This window comes from Pseudoxanthomonas sp. LjRoot143, from assembly GCF_964252945.1.
Classification (GTDB): Bacteria; Pseudomonadota; Gammaproteobacteria; order Xanthomonadales; family Xanthomonadaceae; genus Pseudoxanthomonas_A.
This window is the reverse complement of the sequence record NZ_CAXUPM020000001.1, coordinates 1713779-1740096: the sequence shown is the minus strand read 5'-3', so window position 1 is coordinate 1740096 and position 26318 is coordinate 1713779. Positions and strand designations below refer to the sequence as shown.

Below are 26318 nucleotides of genomic sequence, written 5' to 3'. Positions count from 1 at the left end.
GGGAGTCCTGAAGCGTCGCACACGCTGCGACGTCCCCGGGCCATGTTTGCTCACCCACGGTGGGTACAAGCTGGAGGCCTCCATGCAAGCCAAGCATCAAGTCATCTTCTATCCCGTCGGCAACGGGGACACCACCCAGATCGTCCTGGCCGGTGGCCGTCGCGTGCTCTTCGACTTTTGCCACCGCGACAAGAGTGAAGAAGACGACACCCCGGAAATTGATCTCAAGCGCGAGTTGAAGAAGGACCTGAAGGCCGTCGATCGCGACTACTTCGACGTGGTCGCCTTCACTCACGCCGACAACGACCACATCCAAGGCAGCACCGACTTCTTCGAACTGCAGCATGCCGCCCGTTATCAGGGCGACGGCCGCATCAAGATCAAGCAACTATGGGTACCGGCGGCCATGTTGCTTGAGGAGGCCGACAAGGATCACCAATCCGAAGAGTATGTGCTGCTGCGTCAGGAAGCACGCCATCGCCTGCTTGAGGGCAAGGACATCTTGGTGTTCTCCCGGCCGCAGGCGTTGATGGATTGGCTCGAGCCCAAGCTCAAGGCCCGCGGCGAAGCGGTCACCGCGCGCGACCATCTCTTCATTGACGCCGGCACCCTGGTGCCCGGTTTCTCGCTTGCCCACGATCAGGTGGAGTTCTTTTGCCACTCCCCCTTCATCCAGCATTGCGATGACGGCGACATCATCCGCAACAGCGCAGCGCTGGTGTTCAACGTCCGCTTTCAGATCGGAGGTCGCACCTACGACTATCTGGAAGTGGGCGATGCCGAGTACTGCGACCTGGAAGATATCGTCTCGACCACGCGATATCACGGCAATGACGATCGTTTGGAGTGGGATCTGTTCAACCTGCCCCACCACTGCAGCTATCGTGCGCTGAGTGACGAAAAGGGCGACCGGGAGACGGAGCCGGTACCGCTGGTGAAGGACCTGCTGCTGATGGGCAAAGCCGATGCCTACGTCGTCAGTTGCAGCAAGCCCGTTCCGGACTACAAGGAAGCGTACTCACAAGTCCAACCACCCCATATCCAGGCACGCAAAGCCTATGAACGCTACCTGGGCGAGGTCGGGGGACGGCGCTTCCTGGTCACCATGGAAGAGCCCAACGCCAACCGCCCTCAACCCATCGTGTTCGATGTTGAGGCCGGTGGCGTGAGTCTGGTGCGCGCCACCATTGCAGGATCTGCGGCGATCATCACCTCTCGTCCGCCCCGCGCCGGTGCCCATGACTGACGCGTACTACGCGCTGGGCGGAACACCGGTTGAGGACAGGTCCAGCCTCAGCGAACGGGCGCGTGCGCTGCTGGTGGCCGTTGAACGTCATCGGGAGTTCCGCCTCATTAGCGTCGAGTGCCTGGCCATTGATGGTCTGGTCGACGAACTGATCACCGTGGAGGTGACATGCGACGGCGTTCCGCCCCATAACGACTACGGCTTGCAGTTTCGGGAACGGCTGACGCTGGTGGTGCCCACCAGCACCGCTGCGGTGCCGCAGGTGTTGGCACTGCGCAAGAACTTCCCACGCCTGGCGCACCAGAATCGTGCTGCGCCGGATACGCCTGCCAACTTGTGCCTGTATTTCGAGCCTCCGAGGGCTGTATTGCGGAGTTGGACGCCGGAGGCGTTCCTGGAGCGCATCCTGTGGTGGTTTGTCCAGAATGCCCGCGGCGAACTTCATTTGGCTGACCAGCCCTTGGATCAGTTGTTCTTCGCCGGCAGGGATGAATTGGTCTTGCCATGGGATATCGATCGGTATGCTCCTGCAACCGAGTTCGTCTTGCTATCCCAGCCTCCTCGCCCCGATGGGGGGCATACGCTTCTGCTGCGCCCAGCCGATCAGGTGGACCCGGCCAGCCGTACGGTCAACTTGATCTCGATAACGTTGACACCTGTGCAAGCGGGGGCGGTTGAGATCTCACCGTCGAACCTGGGGCAGTTGAGCGACAGCTTAGAGCACCGGGGTGCAGCGCTGCTGCCGGCGATGAGTGAGCGTTTTCAAGCCATGGTGGGCGCTGCGGGGGTGCCGGCAAGAAAGGAACACCCACTGACCGTGGTGATGGTCACCATCCCTCTCTACCGCGATGTACCGGAGCATATCGAGACGCTGACAAGGCGCGCCTTTCTGATCGATGCCGATCCCTTTGCAGTGGGCGTGGCCTGCGGAGCGCTGTTCAAGCACGAAGGCAAGTACTTCAGCGCAGCGGGTTTGCTGGAATCCACCGAAGACGCTGCAGGATGGCGAAGCCATGGCGTGACGCCCGTAGCGGTCCTTCGAGAGAATGATCCTCAGCGTGCGCGATTGCAGGCGGGCTTGGATGAGCCCGGTCCGCGGATCACATTGGTAGGAGCCGGCTCCCTTGGCAGTGCTTTGCTGCATCTGTGGGGACGTTCTGGTTGGGGGACGTGGACGGTGATCGATAGCGATCACGTAAAGCCCCACAACTTGTCTCGCCATATGGCCCTCAATCACCAGCTTGGGAGGCTTAAGGTGTATGCCGTGCAGGAGTTGCACGAGGCCGCATGGCGAGGCGCATACCCCCTGCATGCGATTGCAGCCGATGCGCTGGATTCAGATAACAAAGAAGTCCAGACCGCACTGCGCGATGCCGAGCTCGTGCTTGATGCTTCCGCAGATCTGGACTATCCACGCCTGGCCAGTACGCGTGAGCAAGTACCGCGGCACGCCTCCGTGTTCATTACGCCCAGCGGCCAAGCGGCGGTGCTCATGCTGGAAGATGCCGATCGCCACATCCGGCTCAGGACGCTGGAAGCCCAGTACTACCGCGCGATATTGCAGAGCGAATGGGGTGCGTCACATCTGGACGGACACTTGGGGGCGTTCTGGAGTGGCGCCAGCTGCCGGGACCTGTCCACCGTACTGCCCTATGCGCGGGTCATGGCCCATGCCGGGCTCTTGGCCGAGCAACTGCCTATCCTGTTGACCTCCCGGGAAGGCGCTCTGCGCGTGTGGCAGCGAACATCCGCGCACGGGGATCTCCTCGCCTACACACTGGAGCCGCAGCACGAAAAGGCGCTACCCGTCGATGAGCATCTGACCGTCTATCTTGATAGAGGGCTGGAGGCAGAGCTTCGCCACCAGCGCGAGGCCGCCTTGCCCAATGAGACCGGCGGCATCCTGCTGGGCTACCACGATCTCAACGTGGGAGCCTTGGTATTGGTAGCTGCCATTCCCGCGCCGGGTGATAGCAAGAGCACGCCGCATTCGTTTGAACGCGGACTGGAGGGGTTGAAGGCTATCGTGGAGCAGGCCGCGCACCGCACCGCCGGGGTGGTGCGCTACGTGGGCGAGTGGCACAGCCATCCACGCGGCCACTCCGCCAGCCCCAGCTCCGATGATCTTTACCAGTTGGCCCATCTGACACTGCAGATGGGGAGTGAAGGATTGCCGGCCGTCCAGCTTATCGTCGGTGAGCATGATCTTTCCGTCTTGACCGGAGCCGAGCGCCGATGAGCGATCCGTTCGGCAAGCCGATCAGCCTGGTGCTCTCTGGCGGGGGCATTCGGGCCATGGTCTTCCATATGGGCGTGCTGAAGTACTTGGCCGAACAGGACGCGCTGGAGTCGGTAGAGCACATTTCTACCGTGTCTGGCGGCAGCTTGATCACTGGCTTGATTCTCCAGAGCGCCGGTCTGCAATGGCCCTCCTCGGGCGACTACCTTCAACAGGTCTACCCCGCGCTACGCACGCAACTCTGCAATCGCAGTCTGCAATGGGGCTCCGCCCGCCAGCTCCTGCGCCCCCGCAACTGGCAGTACCTCCTATCTCGCGCCAATGCGCTGGCCGCTGCCTTGCGCCACGAATGGAAGATCCAGGCGCGTCTGAGCGATCTGCCCGCATTGCCCGTTTGGTCGATCAACGGGACCAACGCGGAGAACGGGGCTCGCTTTCGCTTCAAGCGCGATAGCCTGGGTGACTACAAGAGCGGCTATGCCTCGGCAGATGATTTCACCCTGGCCGATGCCATGGCCGTATCCGCAGCCTTCCCAGGAGGCTTTGGACCCCTGCGCCTATCCACGCACCGCTATACCTGGCGCAAGCGGCAGTGGAATGCTCCCGAGAGTTCGGCCACGGTGGCAACTCCCGCCCATCGCTTCCTGCATCTCTATGACGGCGGGGTCTACGACAACCTGGGCTTGGAGCCCTTCTTCGATGCAGGGCGCGGCGAGCCTAAGCACGCGGGCCAGTTCATTCTGGTGTCAGATGCAGGCGCGCCGCTGGCGCCGGGTTTCGCCCACGGACCCTTCAGTCCTTTCCGGCTCAAGCGCGTGGCCGACATCATGTCCGATCAGTCACGTGCCTTGCGTGTGCGAACTTTCGTCCACTATCTGCTGCAGGGCGCTGGGCGAGGAGCGCTCGTATTCCTGGCCAGTCCAGCGATAGGGACTGATCAAGAGCGTGCTTTCGTGGCGGGTTTCCCTACTACGCTCACCAAGCTTTCATTGGCTACGTTTGATCGCCTTGCCGACCGCGGCTACGCGGTGGCCAAAGGACTGCTCGCCGAGCAGCTCGTTCCTGCAGTTTCAGCAACGGAGCACGCATGAGCGCAAAGAAGGGCCTCCTGCCGTGGCTGGGTGCATTCGTCGCCCTGGACATGGTGATCCTCGGCGCATTGCTCGTGCCGTTCTGGCAGGACCTACGCATGGACCCGCATAACGTCACCAGCATGTTGGGTAGCCTGCTCGTACCCCCGGCAGTGCTTTTGCTGACAACGCTGTTCTCGGCCGATCTGAAGGCATCGCTCGCGTTCTGGCGACCACGACATGCCCTGCCCGGCCATCGGGCCTTCAGTAAATACCTGGAAGGCGATTCGCGCATCAACCAGGGCGCGTTACGCAATCGTCTAGGGGATTTCCCGACCGAGCCAGTTGCCCAGAACACGCTTTGGTACCGCCTCTACCGCCAGCATCGGGATGATCCGGCGGTTCTCGATGCGAACAAGCGCTTCTTGCTGTTTCGTGATCTGGCGACCCTGTCTTTCCTGTTGGCCCTGGGAACCCCGGCCTTGCTGAAGATCATGGGGCTGCCCATGGCGATGGCGCCGGCTGCGGCGATTTTTTCCATCCAGTACGTGCTCGCATGCGTGTGCGCGCAACAGAGCGGCATTCGATTTGTCCGAACCGTGCTGGCGATAGAGAGCAGCACCTAGCGCAGCTAACCCGCCACACCCCGCCTGACATGGAGGTTGTCGATGTCCGTCATAAAGAGCTTCGCTGTTGGCGCCGGGGACATGTTCTATATCCGCCACAACAGTGACAACTTCACCATCATCGATTGCGATCTGTCCGCGGACAATGCGGATCGCATCATTGCAGAGCTGAAGAATGCCTCCGCCGGCGTGGGCATCTCCCGTTTCATCTGCACCCACCCCGATGAGGACCATTTCGGTGGCTTGCATCTGCTTGATGATGCGATGCCGATCTGGAACTTCTACGTAGTGAAGAACCAGGCCATCAAGGACGAAGATACAACTTCATTCACGCGCTACTGCGCCCTTCGTGATAGCTCCAAGGCGTTCTACATTCACAAGGACTGCTCGCGCAAGTGGATGAACCTTGGCGACGAGACGCGCGACTCCTCCGGCATCAGCATCTTGTGGCCAGACCTGCAGAACCCCTATTTCAAGCGAGCCTTGGCGGCCTGTGATGCTGGCGAGTCGTACAACAACACCTCAGCCGTGGTCCGATACCAAGCCGCTGGCGGAGCCAGCGTGATGTGGTTGGGCGATCTGGAGACCCAGTTCATGGAGGACATCACCGACAGCATCGACCTGCAGAAGACCACCATCGTGTTTGCGGCCCACCACGGCCGCTGGTCGGGAAAGATTCCGGATGCCTGGTTGGAGCGTCTTGATCCTCAGATCATCGTTATTGGTGAGGCGCCTTCTCGTCATCTTCATTACTACACCGGCTACCAGACCATCACCCAGAACCGTGCAGGCGACATCACAATGGAGTGTGTCGATGACAAAGTTCACTTCTATGTGTCCAACGGTTCCTACCTCGGCCCAACCCTGGACAACCTGCAGCGTCCCCACGTGCACGACTACTACCTCGGCAGCTTGACGGTGGAGACCCGATATACGTTGTAGGTGTGCGTGACATCTGAGAATCAGGCGTGGAACAACATCGTGCGCTGTTCAACTAGTCATGGAGTGAGTCAATGAACCCGCATTTCAACAACGAACGTAGGCACCCGGGGGATATCCCTGCCCGCGTCTATGCCCGGTTGGACTCGGTAGAGCAGATCGAGGAGCAGTATCTGGTCATAGGAATCGACACGGTTTCCGCCGACAGCGCTGACCGTTTCATGGACCGGGCGCTCTCGACAGATTGGACGCTGGGAGACCTGATCGCGCGGCAACGCCCGGATGGCGTTCGTGAGCCACCCCAGCCGGATGGGCTGGGGATGTACCATGACTTGGCGCTGGGCCAACTAGAGATCTTGCTGACGCGTGAGGAGGCGTTCTTTACCTTTGGCGCCGATGTATTCAGCACACAGAGCAGCGATTGGCTCGAGATCGAACTCGGCCCTGGCCTTGTTGGCGCTCGCGAGGGCCTGTTCTATCCCAACCTTTTCGCCGAGGCGCTTACCACGCCGGTGGGACGCATTTCCGCTGCAGAGCCATCACTTGCCGCATCACTGCAACAAGCCTTTTCAATGAAATCCTGGCCCCGGCACTCGCCGGATCAACTTGAGCCCCACTTGCAATCTGTCCGGGCCGACGTATGGGCGGTCTATGATGTAGGCCAAGGATCGGCCAACGGCCTTGTAGCGCAGAATGGCCCCGTTACGCTGATGCATGACATCGGCTGCGGCGTTTATCGCAATGCCAAGACTCGACCGACTGGTTTGGTGTTGTGCCACACATCTCCCGCCGCCATCATCCTATCGCATTGGGATACTGATCACTGGGCGGGCGCGCGCGCCTTCGCACCGTCAGGGAATCGGGAGGTCTTCCTTCAACGTACCTGGATAGCCCCTCACGATTTAACAATCGGCCCGCGCCATATCGCCTTCGCGGCATCCATTCTTGAGGCCGGTGGAACCTTGGTCATCCTTGAGCCAGGGGCATGGAAGTCCAACCCGATAGTACTTAGCGATGGGCGGAGCCTGACGCTCATACAAGGCAGTGGCCATGACAGAAATGGACGCGGGATCGCGCTGGAGGTCACCGATCGGAGCCCTCGCCGCCGATGGCTAATGACCGGCGATGTCGACTACGAGTACCTGGCACCGCACTTGGCGTCCAACTATGTTGGCGTGGCAGTACCCCATCATGGAGCCCGCCCCATGGGAGCCAAGCCGCCGCGGCCCAGCGTGCCCTATGCCCGTCTCGCCTACTCCTTTGGGCCTGATAATTCCTTTGCCCATCCCCGCACGGAATCACTCGCTGCGCATGCCGCCCAAGGGTGGGATTTGGGAGCATGGGCTACCGCGCATGACGTGGCGAACGTGGCCGGGGGCGAGGTTCTGGCAACGGCTCGCCGCGCGCCCTCCAGTAACCATCTGCGCGCGGCCGTGATTGGCTGGCAAGGGCCGCCGACACCCAAAACGATGCCGCCTTGCGGGGCAACATGCTCGGCTGCACTCCACCAGTCTTGATACCGGTGGCAAGACGCCCCTACTGATAATGTCGCTGGTTAGCGTGTTTCCCACAGGCCAGACAGGTCCGGTGGGGACTGAAAGGCTTGATCTTTTCCGCGCCCAACGGCCCACCGCAGTATGGGCATGTTGGCCCCTCGCCGCGCTCTGCTTGCCAGAATCGATATGTGATCCAACTGGCAAAGAGCAATGCAAAGGCAATTCCAGCCAAGGGTAGCCAACGCAGGACCAGGAAGATGCCTATCGTTTGCGCGCTGTCCTTGAGTGGTAGCAGCAAGATCATGGCGAGCGTGGACATCACAAGGGCGAGCAGCGAGGGCCAATAGGCCCGCAGAAATCCGAAAATATCCATCTAGAACATTCCTGTGGTTCCCAATAGGGACACTAGGTCATCGCGATCTCAGAAGGTGAGATCGGTGCATTCCCCAGTAGTGCTAACGTTGAAACTGGCTCGATACCCGTGGGTGTTGGGGCCCCTCTTTACCTATCTTTTAAGAGCATCCAGATGAATGTTGCGCGCTCGACACCTGTGGAACGTGCGGATAGCTGGGCCCTGTATGTATCGTCACAGGCAACGACAGCCCATCCGCTCCGACACGAGTTGCGGGATGATGGGACCCAATGTTACCCGGCGATCGATCTGGTGCTCTTTCCAGATCGCGTGAACCAGATACCGGAAGTGCGGGCACTGCCCGTGCTCGCAACCTTGCTGAGCTGCGCTAACGCGACTTGGTCGCTCCTGCGCACGACGGCCTGCGATGCCAGCCAGCGCCCTGTTGAGGATCCCTCTTGCAATGGCGGCTATCCGTACGTGGCCGGGGCTTGGATCCATCTGGCTTACCGCCTCGAATGGCACAATCAGACGCAAGAAAACCTGTTGACTTTGGCGCGCATGATCCAAGCCCAGTTCCATGCGCCGCCACTGCCGTATGGGGTTCGTTGTACGGTGTCGCCGTATCGCAGTTGGTACGGACGTCGGGGGTACTATGGGCTGGGGCTCGAGTTCGTGGGCAAAGGGTCCGATACCGGCAGCGCCCTCATCGCCGGCACCGCTACGGGTGAGGCCTTAGCCAAAGCGTTGGCCCACGTCGCGGAATCACAGACGCTGCTCCACATGCGCTAACGCGTTGTCCGTTTCCAAGGCGCTCTGACGTTGCCACTCAGAGCAGTTGCCTCTAGCAGTCCACCGTTCCAATGACAGGAGCGAAGTATGGATACCGTCGTGGTCGTACCGGGCATCATGGGGTCGGACTTGTGGCTGGGTGAAGAACGCCTCTGGCCGCCCACAATCGGAATCTCCCATCGCGTCGATAACCCAGCCCAGCTCCTGGACCCCGCCGTCGTTACCCGCGACATCATTCGTCGCGTGATGATCTTCGGCTTCTACGAGAAGCTGCTTCAGCCGCTGGACGCGTGGGGGTACACCGAGGGCCCGATAGCGCCGCGGAGCAAGGGACGCGTCATCCCCTTCCCCTACAACTGGACCCACAGCATTCCGGCCACCGCCCTGCGACTGTCCTTCTGGCTGCAGACACAGGTCCGCGCCGATCCGCAGGCCTCGATCGTCCTGTTGGCCCATAGCATGGGCGGGCTGATCTGCACCTATGCGCTCGAATGCCTGACTGAAGGGGATCTGAGCTGGCGACGTAACGTACGGCTGTTCGTGACCTTCGGGACGCCGTTTCATGGAGCGCCCGAGGCATTGCTCAATGCGTTCGGAGTGGAAGGCGTGAGCGGGATTACCGCCGCCGACTGCCAGACGCTGATGGCCGACCCGGCCTTTCCCTCTGCCTATCAACTGTTCCCCCATCAGACGACCTCCGCAACATGGCAGCTGGACGCGCCATTGGAAGTCGTTGGCGACTGTCAAGCCCTGGATCCAACCGTGTCGTTGGGCACGGACAATGTTCTCGCGGCCATCGCTCTTCAGCGAGCATTGGCACACGCCAGCGCCGGCAGTACCCGCAAGTTCAATTTCTGCGGCGCGGAACACAAAACAGTCTGGGCCGTACGCAAGGCGCCCAGCGCCGGTGAAGTCGTGCCTTTCAACACCCGGGCTGGCGATGGCACCGTGCCCTCGTGGAGCGGTCGTCAGGACTCTACCGTTCAGTTCGCGCCGCTGGGCGCCAAGCACGCTGCGACCTTCCAAGACAAAAGCTTGCTGGACGTACTCAAACAGCTTCTTCTCCGCCCCCCGTCCGGCGGAGGCCCCGCCGGCGGTGAGCAACTGCAGAGACGTACCGCCCCCATCGAGCCGCAGGCGCAGCCGGCGATCAGCGCCTCGCTCAATGCGATTTCTTCCGCACGCGCGAGTGTGGAGGTGGAGATAGACGCACCGCCTTTGGGCGGGCGTTTGTGCGTGAGTTGGATCGATGTGGAGAACTCGACCGAAACACCCGATGAGCTTCAGGACCAGCTCGCCAGTGAGGCCACAGCAGCAGGATCGAGCATGGACCATCCGCTCGTGGTGCTTCTGGATACCGGTTTGGAGTTCCCGCAGCGCTTCATGTTGGAGCTGCCCGCGAGTACCGGTGTCTATGCCCTGGCGGCATGGGCCGAAGGATACCTGCACACCCCCGCTCAACTGGACGTGGAGCGCATGGACCTGGTCTGGATATTCAACGACTCACACGGCAACAAGAGCCATAACGGCTCTCCCCAATCTCCGCCCCGGGTACGCCGGAAGAGAAAGTATCTGGAATCTCCTGCCAGCGAGTCCACCTTGCCGGAAGCACGATTGCATTCAATTCGCCGGCACGCTCAAAGTTGAGCGTCCTCGCGCGCGTAACGCATCGATCGGTGAACATGGAGCAGTGCCGCTAACCGGACCGGGTTTGCAATGACCGACTTGCTTGACGTCCCCCCACAGATGGGGCGGTTGATCGTGGACAGGGCGAGCCTCTTGGCCTGCCCCTTACTTAATACCGATAGTTTTCTGCGCTTTTGCCGCGACCGCGGCATAGCGTTGGACCGCGGCCGCCTTCTTCGACTGGAGCGTTTGGGCGTGTTCGCGCCGGTGTTTCGGGTTCGCGTTCCGCCCGGGCCTGCACGATGCTTCCACATCCCCACGGCTCAGCACACCAACTGGTTCGACAAGGGCTGGGCCTGGGATACGACCGCCATCCCCAGAGATCATCGCGTCCCTGCCGACCAGAGCACCAACCAGGAGGGCTACTACTCGATCTTCCAAGTCGACTGGCTGCGCCTGGTACTGGATGGCATGACCGTACACCTCCAGTTGGACGGCTACCTCATTCCCGGATCGAAGCCTGCCCTGACCCGCCAACGCTTCCAGCATTGGCTGACGCAATCGCGCCAGATCCTCGACCACGATCGCACGCACCGTTTTCGACCGGCGATTGCGCTGCTTTGCCAGTACATTTCCAATCGCTATTACCCCCACGCGTTAGGCGACCAACGTACCGTGCGCACGGGTAGCGGCTCCTACGTTGACCGGTGGATCCAGATCCACGATCCGCAATGGAGTTGGGAAGAGTACGCGCGCGCATGGGACCCGCAGGAGGTAGCCGCCCGCTTCGCACTGACACCAGAGAAGCTCGAGCACGCCTACCGCACGCTGAGTTCCTCGAAGAACTCAATAGATCCGCTGGACCAATGGTCCCCCTTGGTGCAGTTCGTTGCGCTGGATCAGCGCAGGAAGCTCAAAGGTGGCGCCCTGCTGGCCCAGACCTTGCGCGAAGGCGCCCTGATGCTTCAGCGTTTGTATCGCGACCTCTATGGGCGAATGCTACCTCTGCCCCATCAAGTCAACGCCATTCCCCGAGGCGAGCTGACCAAACAAGAAGTGCGTCCCGACATCCGAAGATCACTGGAGTACACCGTCAACCAGTACGGGCTCAATCCTCAACCTAAGTTGGTGCTGTTCGTAGAAGGCCAAAGCGAGGAACATGTGGTCCAGCGCCTGCTCAATGAGTACTTCGGGATCGCCGCAGGAACGCTGGCGCTTGAAATCGTCAACGTGCGCGGCGTTGACAACGCCACAGGCACGAAAGAGGATCGCTTCCGGGCGCTACTTCGCTTGGTTGACTACCTCCATCATCACCAGACCCTGACGCTCATTCTGCTGGACAATGAGAACAATGCCAGCAAACTGAAGCGCGCAGCCAGAACGTCTTACTCCCTTTTTGGACATCGCAAACGAATCACGCGCCCCGAGTATGTGCATGTATGGAAACAGGCCTTCGAGTTTGACAACTTCTCCAGCACGGAGTTGGCCCTGGCGCTGACCCGCTTGAGCCGAGGTAAGCACGCATTCACTGCGAAAGAGGTGGCCGGGTGCCGAACGCAGCCCAACCCGGGCAAGGCACTGGCGACGCACTACCAACTGGTTACGGGTAGAGATCTGCCCAAACTGGAGGTGGCCGACGCGCTAGTGGACCTGATACTTAGTCCACAAACCCGAAGGTCGCCTTCCAACCGCCCCATTACGAAAGTGCTCCTGCGTGCACTCAAGCTTGCCGCGCTCAACCATCTGCCAACTCAACAGGAGATCTGGCGAAAGAACCAGACTTCCCGCGTCATGGCAAAGAAGGCATAGCGTTGGCTGATTCACGGTAACCCTCCACCGCAAAACCATGGCGCAACGTGCCCTTGAACACTTAGGCCTATTGCAGGTCTGCCGCAAAGAAATGAGGATGCTCGGCAGGATAGTCCATGAACTTCGTGCATCCGTGGGCGAGAGCTTCCATGCCGAGCCAGAAGCGAAGAATCTCAATGAAAGGATCTTCGCCCTCCGCAATCTCCTCCGCAGACCAGGGCGTTATCCGAATCTGCGGCAATAGGCCCGAGGCGGTTGCGACTCGCTGAAAGCGTAACGCACCGGCCAGAGGATCAGCTCCCATCGGTCGTTGATGCGTCACTTGATTGCGCAGCTTGGTCATTCGTCTTAGCCAACCCATCCGTGCTTCGGTTCCGAGCGCATCGAGAATCAACGCGATCATGCCGTCCGCGTTCGCAGCGCTGCCGGTGGGCGTACCGAGCCAGTTGCGCAGGTGCCTCAGGCTATCTACGTGCTTGGGGGCTCCTACGCGACGCGCTGCCAAGATGGACAGGTAGTCACGCGTTGAGCTCAGTTCTGCCAGGAAGGAATGAATGGCCAAGTGCAGATCGTAAAGCGCCGTATTCGAGAAGCGTTCGCCCGAGTCTCGCCCTCGCATGAGGGCCCAGCGCAGCTGTTCATGATGAAGATCACTGATTTCGCAAAGACGGCGACTGGCCGAGCGCATGCAGATACTCATGTAGCGCGCAAGCTCCGCCGTGCTCTCGTCCTTGGCTTGTGAGGCACGAAACGCGATAGCGGACCAGGTGTCAGCGCTTTGCTCGGTGGCGCCTGTGTTTCCGATATGGCAGTACCAGCATTCGTCACGCTCGGGACCACTGTCCTTGTAGACAACCTTGGTGCCCACGAAGTAGGTGCCCGCCTGGCGGGCGAGCATGTGCACTTGCCCTTCTGGCATCGGCGAGAGAAAACTCAGCCCCTCCTGGGACGCGCCGATAGGCCCTAATGCCCATCCCCCTTCCTCCAGCGGCAAGCAAATCAGCCCACCGGTGAAGTGCAGCACGCGAGTGGCCTGAACCTGGCTCATGACCAGGTTGCTGATGGGGATGTCGCCCTTGGACATGGATCTCCTCATTCTTCGTGGGCGCCAGCCTTCAAGCGTCCGTGCCTCAGGCTAGCCGATTGGGCACACAATGGCGTCTAAGACTATCGCTAAAGCGAGACACCCTCATGGATCCGTTGGCGTTGCGCGGCAAGCAATCCACCGAACAGGCCATTGCGATCCACGCGCGGGTACCGCGCCAGGAACCGGGATCGTCCCGGCACCGTTTGGCCCGATCTGCGCTGGCATTGGCGCTAGAGCACCATACTTCCATCACCACGCTGTCTGCGGTGGGCAACTACTCCAGTGCCGCCGCCCTGCTAAGACCATTGATGGAGGCCGGTGCATGCGCATTCTGGATTGTGTACGCCTGCCCGCCCCCCCTGCTAACGATGATCATGGCTGGCGAAAGAGACACGCCGACCCTGCCCAAGATGCTGCAGTCCCTGCGCAAGGTGAAAGGGCTGGAAGGGGTGGATCGCTTGGCTGAGATGCTTCCGCGGGAAGGCCGATATCTGGACAGCTACACCCATGGCGGCATGTCACAGCTTGGTCAACGCGACTGGATGACAGGCTTCAGCTCTCAGCGCACGCGCCACACGCTGATGGTGGCCGACATGTTTGCTGTAGCCGCTGCCGCAGTGGCCACCGTTATCAATGACGCCCCCGAGCTGTTTGAGTACCTGGGCAAGCGACGCGACCAGCTCAGGCTGGAGATCATCGCGATGAGTGGCAGGCACGTACCTGAGGAGCCGTGGGGGCCGTTTCCAAAGGCACCGTACGCGTGATAGCCAAATCGGCTTTGGTGGCGCGCGAGCCTCGGTGGTACCGCCCGGGCTAGTTCTTTTGCGGCGCACCCTGGGTTGAAGCCATCTCGGCTTTGGCTTCAATCATGGCGAAATCGAGGATCTGGCATACCGCACGGACAGCGGTGGCATGGCAGATGCCAGCGCATAGCACCAAAGCAAACACCAGCACCCCCACCATGCTATGGGACAAGCCCCGGCTGACCGCTTCTGCGGGTAGCCCTGGCGCCAAAGCGTGCGTGCCGACGAACCAGAACAGAACACCCCAAGCAATGCCTGCCAAGACATTGAATCGGGCCAACTTCTGCATCGTATGCGTACGCACTACCTCAATGCACTCGCTCAGAGACTGGAGTTGCTGTGGCTGGTCGGCGATGGACAGAATGAATTGCCTGACATCCGCCACCCGTTTGGGATTAACGCCGGCCGCCATGGAGCGACTGGGCGTACTGAAATAGACCACCCCCATGGCCAGAAAAAAGGACGGCAGGAAGACGGATGCGACGTCCTGACTGTCCAGAACGCGCAGCACTGTCACGAACACGGCGGTGGTGAAGAGGACCCAGAAAATTCGCCATAGCAGAATTTGTCCGCCCGCGATCACCAGCCCTGGCCCGTCCAAGACCGTCTCAATGGCGCTCTGAAGCCATCGATCCGTATGATCCAAGCGACTGCCGGTCAAGGCACTTTCCGCGTGGCGTACCACCGCCAATACAACTTCGTACTTCATCGGTATCCCCTGAGGCCTGACTTCGTCGCGGTATCCAGTATCCGCGTCCGTTCCCCGCCCGGTGCATCCGAGATGGCACCTCCCATCCGCATCACGGCCGGCCCCATGGACGTGCCCCGCACACGACAGGATTCATCGGGCTGGGTAGTAGTGTTTCACCGCGTTGTGGTGGCGCAGCGCTTCGGGCCGATACGCTGCCTTCTGGTCGCAGGCCAGTACGCATGCAGCCTCGAATCGTTCCAGCACGGTCGGATCCAATTCGGCTCCTTCTTTGATGTGCCGAGGTGCACTGGGCCAAGGAACCAGCCGTGCCCACCAGGGCCCTTGCTGTTGGGCGAAGACCTCGCAGTGCTGCGCACCGGTTGCATCCGGGTATAGATGCAGCTTGGTCCAGTCCACCAGGATCGGATGGGGCAACGCCAGTGCCTGCTCGACCATCCATTTCAACGAAATGTCCGACAAGCGCGATTCTTCTTCCGCATAGCTGCCGCCGATGTCGGAGTGGTTGCCAGCGAACCATCGCTGCTTGAACCGGAATTCATCGACCTGCGCCTGGTTGGCTGAGCCACCCCACGTGACCCGCCCGAATTGCACGCGCGTTTCGTCGATGGCCAATGCGTGTCGGACCTGCGGGATCCGCGGATCCAGCAAACGGTCGTAGTTCTCCGAATTCCACAGGGCCAAATGCACAGGCGGCGCGTCGCTTTTGACGCCCTTGGGCGCCCAGCGCAACGTCGTGCTCAGATAAGCCAGCCCCACGGCCACGATACCCAGCGCGATCAACGCCCAGAACGTCACCGCCCCGTCCCAGTGAAGCCAAGTAGCCGTCAGCCACGCCAGCGCGCCGCTGGCGGCGGCCAGCATCAGCACGCCCAGGCTTGCCAGTCCGATCCGAGCCGGCCACGGCAGCCCTAACGCGGCCACTGCATCAAAGACGCCGACAAACTCCGGGAACACGTCGCCGCGGGCAGGATGCTCGCCAGCCCCGTACTTGAGCCGGAAGCGATGGGCCAAGGCCTCGCGCTGGGTTTCGTACTTCTTGCGATCGCGCCCGGCACCATGCTCGTACACCCGCACCACCGCTTCTCTGGCAATGGCACGCAAACGCCGGCCCGTGCGCGGCAGCGGCCCGCCCTGCCCGTCCTGGGTGGGTACGCCGCACAGATTGAGCACATTGGCCAACGCGCGCACGGTGTAGCCGCCACGACTGAAGCCGAACAGGAAGATTCGGTCGCCGGGCTCATAGCGCTTGAGAACCGCTTCGTAGCAATCAATCACATTGCCGCTAAACCCCAGTCCGACGGCTAGGCCGGACACCGATTTCAGTCGCTGCCACAGGCTCAGTCGCACCTGACCGCCGGCCACGGCCGTGCCCAGCCCCGGATCGTAGAAAGCGACCTGCTCGCGCGGATCGATCGGGCTGTCCGGTCCCACGCGCGTGGCGCGATAGAGTTTGTAGATATTGCTCAACTGCTGATCGGGCCGCACACCGCCGGCTTGTCCGGTTCCATCAGCGAAGATCAGGATGTTCTTGGGCATGCCAGGCACGACTCCCGTATTGATTAGAGACAAGCGACGACAGATTCGGATGGACTCATCGACGGGTTGCTAGGTGAGATCGGCCACGGCCTTGCCCGCCTTGACGATGGTCTTAACCTCGCCGGACGCCAGCGCAGCGGCCAAGGTCACCAGGGCGGCCACGATCTTCAACCCGTTCTTGACCGAGCGGATGGTCTCAATACGCGTCTTGGCATCCACGATGGCCTGCTCAATGTTCTCCCCCGCCTCGGAAGCCTGCTGAAGGGCCGCGCTCAGATTGGTGGCCACGATGACCTGCAACTCCGAGCGCAACTCCAGCTCTTGGGCGCGTGCATCCATGTACTCATCCAGGCTCATCTTTCCGGCGCCATAGGCCTGCTTGCTGCGATCCCGGATGGCATCGGCCGCATCGTCGAGCAGGTTGGCGATCTCAAAGGCAGGCTTCTTGGTTGCTGCAAGTTTGGTTGCCATGATCGATCTCCTTGGCTTAAAAGTCTGAGATGCTTTGACGGATGGACTTCAAGTCGGAGGAGGCCTGGCGCAAGATGGCTTGGACATCTTTGGCGCTGAGCCTGTCCACGTTCTTCAGCATGACCTCATGCGCTTGCCGGACCCGGTCCAGTCCCGCCGCGGCCGCTTGCTGTGCCTTCAGCGCCTGTTGCTGGGCAGCAAGGTCAGCCTGGGTGGACCGACGCAGCACGGTAGCAATCACCTCGCGCCGTTCGGGGGTCAGCCCGACATCGCCCGGCAGCTTGGCCGACCACTGCGCTTGTCGATAGTCCGCCACCAGTTCATAGGACTGGATTTCCTGCTCCAGCACGATGCCGTAAGCCTGCGTGGCCAGTTGCATCGCCTCCAGCAGCTTGTCCATGTCTGCGCCGTTCTGGCGGACCATCTGCTTGATGTCTTTGGCCTGCTTGGCAGCCAACGCCCAATCGGCAACGCGCTGGGCGATGTTGCTATAGGCGCTGACATGATCTGCATTGATCTTCAGCGAGTCCGAAGCTTGGATGGCGCCGGACACCTGCTTGATCTCCGGAGAGATCGAGTAAGCGTCCTCACCGGCCAGCTGGGCCAATGCACTCATGTAACCGGTCGTGATCGCGTGCAGTTTGAGCAGGGTTTCCTTGTCCTGCCCGGTGACCGCCTTCAGTGTCCGAAGGTTCTTTCGAGTGCTATCGAATCGCTTGTCTGGCGGAAGGTCAGCCAGTTGGCGATCGGCACTGCTGACATAATGCTCGGTGACGGTCTTGTAGCCTGTCATGTTGGCCGAGCTGGCCGCGAACTCCCGCACTGCCCCGAGGTTCGCGCAGCCACTGGCCAGGCCCGCACAGATGAGCAATGCCAGGATCGTGCGATTGCGCCTGCCTACTTGCATGAGCCTTCTCCTTTGGCCAACGTTGTCAGAAGCTTCCCAGCGCAGGGGCGGTGTCGCAGCGTTGCGAGCAGATCAACACACGCGAGGAGCTGCGTTGATCTCGCTGCAATGACCACGACAGATTCACTCTTGCCCTGTAGCCGCGTTGCGTCCGCCAAGGCATCCCCTACTCCCCAACATCCGTCGACTGCCGACATTCGTGACGGACGTCACCCTATTCTTCCCCTGCCCAGTCAGCTATGCAAGGCCCGCTGCAGCATCCCAACTACACAGATGTACCTTCAGAACGGTCGGGACCTAGGGCCTTTGTCTTAGGTGGATGACAGAGCTTTCGCCAGCGCGGCTTCGAGTTGCGCTACGCGAGCTTCGAGCTCCACCTCACGCGTAATGTCGTTGAACGTGCCGAACCAGCGCACGATCTGCCCGTTCACCCATTGGGGCCTGGCGCGACTACGTACCCAGCGCCAATGGCCCGGCGGCCACTGGATCCGGAAGGTGGTTTCAAACAGGTCTCCCTTGGGTAGCCACGCTAACCATTCCGCCCGAACACGCTCCCGATCAGCCGGATTCATGCGGCCATACCACGCCTCGGAGCGCTCCTCCAGCGTGCGATGTTCCGGCTCGTCCGCCATCGGGCTGATGTAGCTGAGCCGCCCATCGGGCTCGGCAATCCACATCACCATCGGACTGAGTTCGACCGAGTCGCGATACTGTCGTTCGCTGTCACGCAGGGCTTGCTCGGCCTGCTTGCGGGCCGTGATGTCGATGGAGACCACGGACAGCCCGAGCACGAAGCCAGACTCATCGGTGACCCGCTGCGGGTGGATCAGGAACACTTCGGCGCGGTCGGGAAACTTGAATTCGATCGGCTCTCCGGGACGCCCTTTCAGCAGCCCGTCGATCGTGCTTTCCACCAACTCGGCAATCTCTGGTGTGTAGACCTCACGGATCGTCTTGCCCACGACCTGCTCGTTGTCCTTCTTGATCATGCGGCAGAAGGCATCGTTAGCCGCGACATACCGCTTGCTCATGTCGATGAAGCACAACCCCACCGGTGCCGAGGCGTAGAGCGCCTCCAACTGGTACTGGCGGTGATAAGGCGATAGATGTAGGCCGCGTTGGGTGCGCTCGGCCACGGCACGATGGCTGAGCACGGCCGGCACCGCATCGGCGGGCGCAGGCCGTCCTATGAGCCAGCCCTGCGCGAAATCGCAGCCAAGCCGGCGCAAGTAGTCGGCCTGCTCCGGGGTTTCCGCTGCCTCGGCCACCACCGGTATTTCCAGGCTATGCCCCAGCCCGACGACCGCCGCCACGATCTTGCGGCTGTCGGCATCGATGTCCAAGGCTCTGACAAAGCTGCCGTCGATCTTGATCTCATCGAACTCGAACTCGTGCAGGCGCAGCAAGCTGGAAAAGCCTGTCCCGAAATCATCCAGCACCACTTTCATCCCCAGTGTCTTGAGCGCCTGTACCGCCTGCCGCGCCCCGCGCTCATCCTCGATCAGTTCGGCCTCGGTCATCTCGATCCGTACGCGCTCGAAGGCAAAGTCCGTCTCGCCGATGGCATCGACCAGCAAGCCCATGGCCTGAGGATCCTGCAGCAGACTGGGCGGCACGTTGAAGGCCAGGTAGAACGTGCCTTCCCACGCGCTGGCCGCCCGACAACTAGCTCGGATCAGGTTGTAGGTCATGACCGAGAGCAGCGATTTCCCTTGGGCAGCGGGAATGAATTCGTCCGGCCCCACTACGCCCAGTTCTTCGTCCGTCCAGCGGGCCAGGACCTCAAATCCCACCGTCCGCATCGTGCGCAGATTCACAATCGGCTGGAATACCGGGTAAACATGATCAAAGCACACCGCCTCGGTGATGCGCTCAATGACCGTGCGGCGAATTTGCATGCCTGATCTCCGTCGGTCACAGGCCGTCAGTGTAAGCCGTCCATGGCTTTGCAGGCCGTGCGGGACGTCTCGCGTACGCGCCTCTCCCTCCCTCCCTTTGCTGATGCGCAAGGTGTGCAGGCCAGATAGACCCTGCAAGGGACCCCACTTCACCGCCGCATAGGCGTGATTGAGCAGGATCGCGTTGGCCGTCACGGCATCGCCGAGTAAGAGGGGCGACGGAGTCGGGATCCCCCGGGGGCATCGGAGGACTCACCCGCTGCCCGATTTCGCTGCCGGAAAGAAAAGGCCACTTCGATCAAATCTTGCCTGATCGCCCGCAACCGAGCGATGCCACCACCGGCTATTGAAAGGGCTCACCGCGACGCAACATGTCGCCGTCGTAGTTCATCTCGCGTCGATCGTGAAAGTCCAGCACGCGCATACGGCCGGCGTCGGGCTGGTTCTGCAGGAAGTAAGCCAAGGCTTCCATGTTGAACCAGGTGTTGGCCACCAGACGTGGCGGCGAGGCCGCCAGATCGATGGCAACATAACGACTGGCAGCGTGGCGGTAGAAGCTTTGTGGAATCACGATCCCCTGTGAACGGCAAAATGCCTCAATCCCGCGCCTATAGCGTTGTTTAAGCCCCATGCATGCTCCGGGCAGCCACGGACCAAAAATTCGAATGATCGTGGCAGTTCAGCTGACCTACTTGTGCGTGACTACCGGTCGTCCAAGCGCCGACGGCTCATCCAATATCCATTCCATGGCAGACGTAGTCTCGCACGAGGTTTGCACCTTGGCCGATATTTAGAGATACAGCGATTTACAGCGCTCGTAAGCTTGGAAGTGGTCCTGATCATTTCACTTCTCGGGCCTAACTTGGCATCGCCGCCGCAGGACCCGAGCTTGACAGGCAAGGAGATCCGCTACGCCAGTGGAGAGGAGTTTATCCAGCTACAGTCATCTGGTTGCTGGAAAGTGCCCGTCCCTGCACATCAACTGGAGCCGCACCGTTAGCCACAAAGGCGACCAGAGAGCGTGGCGTCACGGGGACTATTAAACAATCTCCGCAGTATGCGCGTAGTGAAACGGTAAGTGTTGAGGTTCGCCGCGCCAGCGCGGCAGAGGCGGCGAAAACCTAGATATGTTATGGAAAACGGTGCATGACGCGGGTCGAGCGCACACCGGTAGTCCAACCCATGTGATTTGCCAACGCGCATCACGCTATGCAGCCCGCCCCTGCTGATAGGGTGTGACCGTAGTCCCGGCTCGCTGGTTCAACAACAGCGACGCGGGTCGTCTAGGGCGGTCTCCAATGTCCAGCTCCATGTCAGTCCGCATCCTGAGCGCGCGCGTTGATGCTTCGCTGTCCCAATCCCAGTTGGCCACGCATCTGGGTATCAACCGCAGCGCGGTGGCGCAGTGGGAGCGCGTAGACGGGGGCACTAACCCCAGCATCGTGCACCTGACGCAGATCGCGGACATCACTGGCGTGGGATTTGAGTGGCTTGCCACCGGGCGCGGGGTGGCGCGCGCCCGTCAGCGTCGAGCCCGGCCAACCTCCCCTACCGAACAGGCCAGCAATGAGTTCGAAGCCCAGTGCCTGCAATGGCTGCGACGTGTGCCGGCCCACAAACAGGCCCTGGTGATCCAACTGCTTTCCGAGTTGGCCCGGTCCCGCTAAAAGGTGCGGATGGCCCACTCCGGATAGCCGCCGAGCATGATATCGGCCACTCGCTGATCCAGTATCACCGCCCCGTTGGTCCGCATGTGCTCATCAATGAACTGACGTCCGGCCGTATCGCGTGCGAGAAAGCGCATGTCGGGTTGACGACCCTTGAGCTCGAAGGCATGGGAGGCTGGAATCGGCCCGTCCGCCGGGCACACCAGATAGCCGCCTTCAACGCGGTAAAGATGAAGTCTCATGTTCCTGGTCAGTCCCTGAGGCGATCAGTGCCACGATTTGCGGCATACGCTTACGTTAGCAGAGGGTCTCCATCGTTGCCCGAGTTTTTGGCTTCAGATCGGCGTTCGGCGGCCGCGACTTTGGTCCAAGTCGCGGGCCCGCGGGGCCAATGCTGAGGCGGAGATGGCCGAAGGATGGATCATGGCCAACCCTGCTCCGGTCGCGGCCCGGATGATGATTTTCATCGCCGGCATGGGAGGTGGTGGGGGTGCCCAGCGTGGAGCACCATGCGGCTACGACACGGGCCCGCCGAACTGGCTTAGCCAATGTGCGGTTTGGGCCTGTTGGGCGCACCACTGGCCGCTGGCAGAGGTTTCCCGATCCTGGTTTGAGTCACTCGCTGGATCAGTGGTGCTACAAGGCACGAGTGATCGTGAAGCTTCCGAACTTGGGAGTGTCTTTCTGGCCCGCGAATTCCCGCGTGACGTCATAGCGGGCTAAGGCAAACTTCCACCGTCCTTTGGTCAAGGCCAAACCAATGCCCACTTCGCCTACCCATGGCCGCTTGTCCACGCTATGGCTCCTCTTGAACGTGTTGCCGTCTAGCGTGATGTCGCGCAGGACCCAGCGGGCATCGGCTGTCAGGAACAGATGGACGCCCAGCAAGGAACCCCAGGTTCGGTAGCGGCCTGGCGCCGTGTTCTCTCCCGCCGGTCGTAGCGGTGTACTGCCGAAATCGTCGGGCAAGTGGCGCCCTACCCTAATCTCGGCACCGGCATTGGCGTAGGTGGCTAGATTTCCGAGACTGCCCCCATAGTGAGTGATCGCATCCCACCCCCACACCCCCTTTCCCGGGGAGTAGCGCTGCATGCGTTCATGGATGATTCGAAAGACGGGCTCGTCCCGCAATTGATGCTTCCAACCACGAAAGGGCTCGTCCCCGATCATGCGATGGATCTCATTCTGCACTTCTTCGCCGCGCGCCGACGGGCCGACGAGCCCGAACTGGAGATGTGTAGTGCGTAATGCGTCTCCAACACGGGCGTTGTAGCCCAGCCCCACCAGCAAGGCGGCTGCATATGGGCGATCTTCGCGGATGAGATCGGTTCGAGTGAAGTCCGTCGGCGTGAAAAGTGCGTGGCTGAAAGTCACCACCATGTTCTGTTGATCAAACTGCGCAGGCGTCAGCTTGGTCAGATGACGGTTGATCAGGTGTGCCAAACGCGGCAGGCAGGGGTCATCGGTGTAGTCCGTCAGATTGGGCGAAACCAGGGTGAGCTGTACGCCGTTGCTGTATCCCTGGTCCTGATTGCCAAACAGATCGTTGTCGACACGAAAGTTGACGGTGGGCGGTAGCGCGGTCCTGGCTTGGCACGGTGCAGCATAGGCGGAGTCAGCCAGCGCCATGACTGGGAGCATGAGCAGCGTCAGGATGCTGCCGGTCGCACGCACACGGTATAGGCTTGCAACGCTGGATCTGATCGCAGCCGCGACAAGGACGGATCGTGGCATCACCGATCCGCCAGCCGACGAAGAATACGACGAAGAAGCAGGATGGCTTGCGGATTCTCCTGAACACTGTGTCCATGTTGGACGATGCTCTCGGACAAAGCTCCGTCCAGGTGAGCACTGGTGTAGGGGACGACGCCATCACTGGACGCCAAGAGAGGTCCGGCCCTCTTTTCCCGTGCAATGATCGAGTGGTACTCCAGCCCCGGTCGAATCGGCAGATCAGCGATCGCCTTAATGAAGGGATCACTTTGACTCAGGTTGTCGATACTCAGGGGTAGCCTGTCCGGCAGATCCGTGGCGATCTTGGCAGTGTGTTGATAGCGTGCCTGCAGCGCCAACGGCACCCGCGATAATTTACGGACCAATGCAGCCATCATGCCATTGGCCTTGGGGCTTCCCCGGTGCGGGGCCGCGACGAAAACCGCAGCACCAATTTCGGGCATGAAATCGAAGGTCAGGAGCGGCCCGACTTCGGCGCGAATCTGCGCCGGATCCACACCGTCAGGGAGTTCATCCATCGCCAAGGCGTTCCAGAGACGGTCGCCTTGCGTGGTGGAGACCATCAAACGGGAAATCACCCCTCCCATGCTATGTCCCACCAGGACCATCTGGCTCGATGCAGGATCGTTGCGGTCCGGGTCCAGATGGTTGAGCGTGCGAAGTACGGTGGCCCGAATCGCCATGTGGTTGTAAGCCAAAGGCAGATTGGTGGGGTAGTACATCAGCCAGATCTGGTATTGCTTGCGCAGCGTCTCATCGCCCAGCACATCGTTGCCCAGATTCACCCATGCCTCCGGACTGCTCGCCAAGCCATGCACCAGCAACAGGACGCGGCGCTGCGGATCGTAGGGCTGCAACAGGAACAGGTGCGGGCGCTCCAGCCCGGCCTTCATGCCGAACAGGGTACGTAGAGAGTTTCCGGCAAACCCGGACTGGGCCAGCCAGACGCCGTAGCCAGCCGTGTAGTTGGCCGCCAGCGGCACATCGAAGCCGCCTAGTGCAACGTCGTTGTGCAGTAGCGGGTCCAACGCGTACAAGGTGGCATCGGTGGTGCCCAAGACCTCGGACAAGGAATGGCCGCCAAAGCGCAGAACGAGCGTGACATTGGGCGTAGGCATGAAGCTGACCTGCCCTGGGCGTACGGCCAAGTCCTCACCCATCTCCAGATCGACGGGCTCATCGGCCATCACAGCCACCATCTCCGTGCCGAATCCATCGCGGCGGTACTGGTTGCGGATACCCTTGAACCGTAGCGCTGAGGCGGGCAGCATCGCTTCTGGGATAGCGAGCCTGTCTTTCGGCTCGACTTGGTCCAACTGCAACGACAGGGTCCAAGGCGCCGGCGCCGGCAACATACCCGTGGTCATGGCGTCCTGATGGCCCTGCTTCACGTGCGCAAAGACGGCGCTCACCACCCGTTCGACCGCATAGTTGTAGTAGTCGCGCACTTGGGTTTGCCGCTCCTCGAGTCCACGTTCGGCAGGCGTGCGCTCGGTAAAGAAGAGATAGGCATAGGCGTGGCGTGCGACTTCCAGCCAAGCCGAGAGCCGGGCGTCCCTTTCGGCGCCGACGGATGCTTCCGCCCTGCCCAGCAATGCACGCGCCATCCACACCTCCGCAGCGGCGGCCAGGCCGTTCTCACGAGATGCACCATCGGCCTGGCTCAGTTCCTGCGCGCACTCTCTTGGCTGTGCAAGACAGAAGCGCTCTTCCAGCCCCAGGATGTTCAAGGTCTGGCGAGTGGAGCCACTCAACTGGCCGGTCGTCAGGATGTCACCACGCTTGGCTTCTATGTAGTGCTGGGCCTTCATGGGCTTGGCCTTGACCATGGCGCAGCCACTCAACCCGCCGAAGAACGTCATGCAGCACCCCAACAGCGCCAGCACTCGAAGCAACCTGGACCCCACAGGACCGTAGATGGACGAAGACATGTTCTTAGCTCAGGCGAATGGAGGGATGGGCCCAGGCATTGGTCGCCTCGGCCAACCAGGCAAGTGGTGCTCGGTGCCACCCCAGGACGCTGGCCTGATGACGTCGATGCAGCCACGCATGACCGAGCTGGGCCAGTCGTCCTCGAATGAAACAGCCCGGGTACAGACCGGCGGCACCCAAGGTGCCGTAGGCGCTGTATTTGCCCAATGACACCAAGGCACCCTGGTCGCGATACGTGAAGGCCGGCACCGTCCCTCCATGCAATGCCCGTTCGATATGGCGCGCCAAGTGCGCGGCCTGTTGGGCGGCGACCTGTGCGGTGGGCGGCAGGGCATGCGCGGCATCTAGCGGGAGCAAGCTGGCACAATCGCCAAGCGCATAAATGCGCTCATCCATGCTCGCTTGCAGATTGGGCCTGACCTGCACCTGCTGCTGGTGGTTCAAGGACAGACCAGCCACTTGGGTCAACACGCTCGGCGCTTTGACACCGGCCGCCCACACCACCAGATCCGCCGGCTGCGGCTGGCCGTGCTGCAGCACGACGTGGGTTTCGGTTAGCGCCCGAACGCGCGTTCCTGTGCAGATGGTGAAATCCAGGCCTTGCAAGATGTCCGTGCTGGCTCTGGAAATCCGCTCCGGAAAGGCCGCCAGAATCCTGGGGCCCGCTTCATACAGCGTTAGCTGCAGCCGTTGGCGCATCTGTCCATCGCCCAGGCCCGAGGCCTGTTCCATCAGATCGCTGAGTTCGGCGGCCAGTTCCACCCCGGTGGCGCCGCCGCCTACGATAGCGATCCTGACATCGGTGTCGTGCAAGGCTGACCGAAGCAGCTGCATGCGCAAGGCGTGGTTGAAGGCATCGGCTTGCGCCTGACCGTCGATGAAGTACGCATGCTCGCGCACGCCCGGCGTTGCATAGTCATTGGCGCCGCTCCCCAAGGCCAGTACCAGCAGGTCGTAGGGCAGCTCACGAGGACCCACGGCAATGGCGCCCTTGGCCTCGCGTAACGGCCCCAAGCGCACATAACGGGCATGACGCGCCACGCCGATCAGTTCACCGGGTTCGAAGTGGTAACCATTCTGCTGGGCGTGGGCAAGGAAATGGACGCGCTGCTGGTGAACATCACGTGTGCCGGCGGCAATGGTGTGCAGCAGCGGCTTCCAAACGTGGGTGAACTCACGGTCGACCAGACAAATGTGCGCCTTGCCACTGCGGCCCAGCCGACGACCCAGGCGTGTTGCAAGTAGCATGCCGCCAATCCCGCCCCCCACGATGACAATGCGGGGCGTCTTCATGGGGTGCGCTCCTTCAATGCCCTACCCGTGCCTGCACGCACTCCGCTATCAGTAGCGGGAGTACGACCGAGAGGAGGCCGGGC

At 61.3% G+C, this 26318-nt stretch carries 23 protein-coding genes; 11 read left to right on the top strand and 12 right to left on the bottom strand.

Annotated elements, in window-relative coordinates; all coding sequences use genetic code 11:
- Nucleotides 1-82 precede the first annotated feature (82 nt).
- From ACSQ1W_RS08110 to ACSQ1W_RS08085, 6 genes are all read left to right on the top strand, one after another.
- Complete coding sequence (locus ACSQ1W_RS08110; RefSeq protein ID WP_436042739.1) at nucleotides 83-1246, top strand: hypothetical protein; 1164 nt, start codon at nucleotides 83-85, stop codon at nucleotides 1244-1246.
- Complete coding sequence (locus ACSQ1W_RS08105) at nucleotides 1239-3485, top strand: Mov34/MPN/PAD-1 family protein (RefSeq protein ID WP_436042737.1); 2247 nt, start codon at nucleotides 1239-1241, stop codon at nucleotides 3483-3485. Before ACSQ1W_RS08110 ends, ACSQ1W_RS08105 begins: the two co-directional genes overlap by 8 nt.
- On the top strand, nucleotides 3482-4576 hold the full coding sequence (locus ACSQ1W_RS08100) for a patatin-like phospholipase family protein (protein ID WP_436042736.1): 1095 nt from the start codon (nucleotides 3482-3484) through the stop codon (nucleotides 4574-4576). The genes ACSQ1W_RS08105 and ACSQ1W_RS08100 overlap by 4 nt, the downstream gene beginning before the upstream one ends.
- Nucleotides 4573-5181, top strand: coding sequence for a hypothetical protein (locus ACSQ1W_RS08095; protein ID WP_436042734.1), 609 nt, complete (start codon nucleotides 4573-4575; stop codon nucleotides 5179-5181). The genes ACSQ1W_RS08100 and ACSQ1W_RS08095 overlap by 4 nt, the downstream gene beginning before the upstream one ends.
- A 42-nt stretch (nucleotides 5182-5223) precedes the next feature.
- Nucleotides 5224-6123 carry a hypothetical protein gene (locus ACSQ1W_RS08090; protein ID WP_436042732.1) on the top strand — a complete coding sequence of 300 codons (900 nt, stop codon included), beginning with the start codon at nucleotides 5224-5226 and terminating at the stop codon, nucleotides 6121-6123.
- 71 nt (nucleotides 6124-6194) lie between these two features.
- Nucleotides 6195-7637 (top strand): hypothetical protein, encoded by a 1443-nt coding sequence (locus tag ACSQ1W_RS08085; protein WP_436042731.1) that lies wholly within the window; start codon nucleotides 6195-6197, stop codon nucleotides 7635-7637.
- A 19-nt stretch (nucleotides 7638-7656) separates the two neighbouring features.
- On the opposite strand, the gene ACSQ1W_RS08080 is transcribed toward ACSQ1W_RS08085, so the two are convergent.
- Nucleotides 7657-7989: a hypothetical protein gene (locus ACSQ1W_RS08080; RefSeq protein ID WP_436042729.1), complete on the bottom strand. Its 333-nt coding sequence runs from the start codon at nucleotides 7987-7989 to the stop codon at nucleotides 7657-7659.
- Nucleotides 7990-8142: 153 nt separating this feature from the next.
- Between ACSQ1W_RS08080 and ACSQ1W_RS08075 the strand changes: the two genes are divergently transcribed.
- The 3 genes from ACSQ1W_RS08075 to ACSQ1W_RS08065 all read left to right on the top strand — a co-directional run bounded on the left by ACSQ1W_RS08075 (nucleotide 8143) and on the right by ACSQ1W_RS08065 (nucleotide 12195).
- Nucleotides 8143-8760, top strand: a complete 618-nt coding sequence (locus ACSQ1W_RS08075; RefSeq protein WP_436042728.1) for a hypothetical protein — start codon at nucleotides 8143-8145, stop codon at nucleotides 8758-8760.
- An 87-nt stretch (nucleotides 8761-8847) separates the two neighbouring features.
- Nucleotides 8848-10407, top strand: a complete 1560-nt coding sequence (locus ACSQ1W_RS08070) for an esterase/lipase family protein (RefSeq protein ID WP_436042726.1) — start codon at nucleotides 8848-8850, stop codon at nucleotides 10405-10407.
- A gap of 69 nt (nucleotides 10408-10476) precedes the next feature.
- Nucleotides 10477-12195, top strand: coding sequence for a hypothetical protein (locus ACSQ1W_RS08065; protein WP_436042724.1), 1719 nt, complete (start codon nucleotides 10477-10479; stop codon nucleotides 12193-12195).
- A gap of 67 nt (nucleotides 12196-12262) precedes the next feature.
- Here the strand turns inward: ACSQ1W_RS08065 and ACSQ1W_RS08060 are convergent, their stop codons facing one another.
- Nucleotides 12263-13279, bottom strand: a complete 1017-nt coding sequence (locus ACSQ1W_RS08060) for a hypothetical protein (RefSeq protein WP_436042723.1) — start codon at nucleotides 13277-13279, stop codon at nucleotides 12263-12265.
- A gap of 107 nt (nucleotides 13280-13386) precedes the next feature.
- Between ACSQ1W_RS08060 and ACSQ1W_RS08055 the strand changes: the two genes are divergently transcribed.
- A complete protein-coding gene (locus tag ACSQ1W_RS08055; RefSeq protein WP_436042721.1) occupies nucleotides 13387-14046 on the top strand; it encodes a DUF6988 family protein in 660 nt (219 codons plus the stop codon).
- Nucleotides 14047-14095: 49 nt separating this feature from the next.
- Here the strand turns inward: ACSQ1W_RS08055 and ACSQ1W_RS08050 are convergent, their stop codons facing one another.
- From ACSQ1W_RS08050 to ACSQ1W_RS08025, 6 genes are all read right to left on the bottom strand, one after another.
- The gene (locus ACSQ1W_RS08050) at nucleotides 14096-14794 is read right to left on the bottom strand and encodes a hypothetical protein (protein ID WP_436042719.1); all 699 of its coding nucleotides are present in this window, start codon (nucleotides 14792-14794) and stop codon (nucleotides 14096-14098) included.
- A 132-nt stretch (nucleotides 14795-14926) separates the two neighbouring features.
- Complete coding sequence (locus ACSQ1W_RS08045; RefSeq protein WP_436042718.1) at nucleotides 14927-16333, bottom strand: phospholipase effector Tle1 domain-containing protein; 1407 nt, start codon at nucleotides 16331-16333, stop codon at nucleotides 14927-14929.
- 69 nt (nucleotides 16334-16402) lie between these two features.
- The gene (locus ACSQ1W_RS08040) at nucleotides 16403-16804 is read right to left on the bottom strand and encodes a hypothetical protein (protein WP_056878796.1); all 402 of its coding nucleotides are present in this window, start codon (nucleotides 16802-16804) and stop codon (nucleotides 16403-16405) included.
- Nucleotides 16805-16820: 16 nt separating this feature from the next.
- Complete coding sequence (locus ACSQ1W_RS08035; protein WP_436042716.1) at nucleotides 16821-17711, bottom strand: hypothetical protein; 891 nt, start codon at nucleotides 17709-17711, stop codon at nucleotides 16821-16823.
- Between the two features lie 311 nt (nucleotides 17712-18022).
- Complete coding sequence (locus tag ACSQ1W_RS08030; RefSeq protein WP_436042714.1) at nucleotides 18023-19609, bottom strand: sensor domain-containing phosphodiesterase; 1587 nt, start codon at nucleotides 19607-19609, stop codon at nucleotides 18023-18025.
- Nucleotides 19610-19952: 343 nt separating this feature from the next.
- Nucleotides 19953-20240: a hypothetical protein gene (locus tag ACSQ1W_RS08025; protein WP_436042712.1), complete on the bottom strand. Its 288-nt coding sequence runs from the start codon at nucleotides 20238-20240 to the stop codon at nucleotides 19953-19955.
- 679 nt (nucleotides 20241-20919) lie between these two features.
- Here ACSQ1W_RS08025 and ACSQ1W_RS08020 point away from each other — a divergent pair.
- Complete coding sequence (locus tag ACSQ1W_RS08020) at nucleotides 20920-21276, top strand: helix-turn-helix transcriptional regulator (protein WP_436042710.1); 357 nt, start codon at nucleotides 20920-20922, stop codon at nucleotides 21274-21276.
- Here ACSQ1W_RS08020 and ACSQ1W_RS08015 read toward each other — a convergent pair.
- From ACSQ1W_RS08015 to ACSQ1W_RS08000, 4 genes are all read right to left on the bottom strand, one after another.
- Nucleotides 21273-21518: a hypothetical protein gene (locus tag ACSQ1W_RS08015; protein WP_436042708.1), complete on the bottom strand. Its 246-nt coding sequence runs from the start codon at nucleotides 21516-21518 to the stop codon at nucleotides 21273-21275. The genes ACSQ1W_RS08020 and ACSQ1W_RS08015 overlap by 4 nt on opposite strands.
- A 394-nt stretch (nucleotides 21519-21912) precedes the next feature.
- Nucleotides 21913-22917 (bottom strand): lipid A deacylase LpxR family protein, encoded by a 1005-nt coding sequence (locus ACSQ1W_RS08010; protein ID WP_436046151.1) that lies wholly within the window; start codon nucleotides 22915-22917, stop codon nucleotides 21913-21915.
- A gap of 92 nt (nucleotides 22918-23009) precedes the next feature.
- Nucleotides 23010-24941 (bottom strand): esterase/lipase family protein, encoded by a 1932-nt coding sequence (locus ACSQ1W_RS08005; RefSeq protein ID WP_436042706.1) that lies wholly within the window; start codon nucleotides 24939-24941, stop codon nucleotides 23010-23012.
- 4 nt (nucleotides 24942-24945) lie between these two features.
- A complete protein-coding gene (locus ACSQ1W_RS08000; RefSeq protein ID WP_436042704.1) occupies nucleotides 24946-26235 on the bottom strand; it encodes an NAD(P)/FAD-dependent oxidoreductase in 1290 nt (429 codons plus the stop codon).
- Nucleotides 26236-26318 lie beyond the last annotated feature (83 nt).

What these genes read in the sequence shown, in the direction of transcription:
- ACSQ1W_RS08110 (WP_436042739.1), top strand. Translation starts at nt 83, where the DNA reads ATGCAAGCCAAGCATCAAGTCATCTTCTATCCCGTCGGCAACGGGGAC.
- ACSQ1W_RS08105 (WP_436042737.1), top strand. Translation starts at nt 1,239, where the DNA reads ATGACTGACGCGTACTACGCGCTGGGCGGAACACCGGTTGAGGACAGG.
- ACSQ1W_RS08100 (WP_436042736.1), top strand. Translation starts at nt 3,482, where the DNA reads ATGAGCGATCCGTTCGGCAAGCCGATCAGCCTGGTGCTCTCTGGCGGG.
- ACSQ1W_RS08095 (WP_436042734.1), top strand. Translation starts at nt 4,573, where the DNA reads ATGAGCGCAAAGAAGGGCCTCCTGCCGTGGCTGGGTGCATTCGTCGCC.
- ACSQ1W_RS08090 (WP_436042732.1), top strand. Translation starts at nt 5,224, where the DNA reads ATGTCCGTCATAAAGAGCTTCGCTGTTGGCGCCGGGGACATGTTCTAT.
- ACSQ1W_RS08085 (WP_436042731.1), top strand. Translation starts at nt 6,195, where the DNA reads ATGAACCCGCATTTCAACAACGAACGTAGGCACCCGGGGGATATCCCT.
- ACSQ1W_RS08080 (WP_436042729.1), bottom strand. Translation starts at nt 7,989, where the DNA reads ATGGATATTTTCGGATTTCTGCGGGCCTATTGGCCCTCGCTGCTCGCC.
- ACSQ1W_RS08075 (WP_436042728.1), top strand. Translation starts at nt 8,143, where the DNA reads ATGAATGTTGCGCGCTCGACACCTGTGGAACGTGCGGATAGCTGGGCC.
- ACSQ1W_RS08070 (WP_436042726.1), top strand. Translation starts at nt 8,848, where the DNA reads ATGGATACCGTCGTGGTCGTACCGGGCATCATGGGGTCGGACTTGTGG.
- ACSQ1W_RS08065 (WP_436042724.1), top strand. Translation starts at nt 10,477, where the DNA reads ATGACCGACTTGCTTGACGTCCCCCCACAGATGGGGCGGTTGATCGTG.
- ACSQ1W_RS08060 (WP_436042723.1), bottom strand. Translation starts at nt 13,279, where the DNA reads ATGTCCAAGGGCGACATCCCCATCAGCAACCTGGTCATGAGCCAGGTT.
- ACSQ1W_RS08055 (WP_436042721.1), top strand. Translation starts at nt 13,387, where the DNA reads ATGGATCCGTTGGCGTTGCGCGGCAAGCAATCCACCGAACAGGCCATT.
- ACSQ1W_RS08050 (WP_436042719.1), bottom strand. Translation starts at nt 14,794, where the DNA reads ATGAAGTACGAAGTTGTATTGGCGGTGGTACGCCACGCGGAAAGTGCC.
- ACSQ1W_RS08045 (WP_436042718.1), bottom strand. Translation starts at nt 16,333, where the DNA reads ATGCCCAAGAACATCCTGATCTTCGCTGATGGAACCGGACAAGCCGGC.
- ACSQ1W_RS08040 (WP_056878796.1), bottom strand. Translation starts at nt 16,804, where the DNA reads ATGGCAACCAAACTTGCAGCAACCAAGAAGCCTGCCTTTGAGATCGCC.
- ACSQ1W_RS08035 (WP_436042716.1), bottom strand. Translation starts at nt 17,711, where the DNA reads ATGCAAGTAGGCAGGCGCAATCGCACGATCCTGGCATTGCTCATCTGT.
- ACSQ1W_RS08030 (WP_436042714.1), bottom strand. Translation starts at nt 19,609, where the DNA reads ATGCAAATTCGCCGCACGGTCATTGAGCGCATCACCGAGGCGGTGTGC.
- ACSQ1W_RS08025 (WP_436042712.1), bottom strand. Translation starts at nt 20,240, where the DNA reads ATGGGGCTTAAACAACGCTATAGGCGCGGGATTGAGGCATTTTGCCGT.
- ACSQ1W_RS08020 (WP_436042710.1), top strand. Translation starts at nt 20,920, where the DNA reads ATGTCAGTCCGCATCCTGAGCGCGCGCGTTGATGCTTCGCTGTCCCAA.
- ACSQ1W_RS08015 (WP_436042708.1), bottom strand. Translation starts at nt 21,518, where the DNA reads ATGAGACTTCATCTTTACCGCGTTGAAGGCGGCTATCTGGTGTGCCCG.
- ACSQ1W_RS08010 (WP_436046151.1), bottom strand. Translation starts at nt 22,917, where the DNA reads ATGCTCCCAGTCATGGCGCTGGCTGACTCCGCCTATGCTGCACCGTGC.
- ACSQ1W_RS08005 (WP_436042706.1), bottom strand. Translation starts at nt 24,941, where the DNA reads ATGTCTTCGTCCATCTACGGTCCTGTGGGGTCCAGGTTGCTTCGAGTG.
- ACSQ1W_RS08000 (WP_436042704.1), bottom strand. Translation starts at nt 26,235, where the DNA reads ATGAAGACGCCCCGCATTGTCATCGTGGGGGGCGGGATTGGCGGCATG.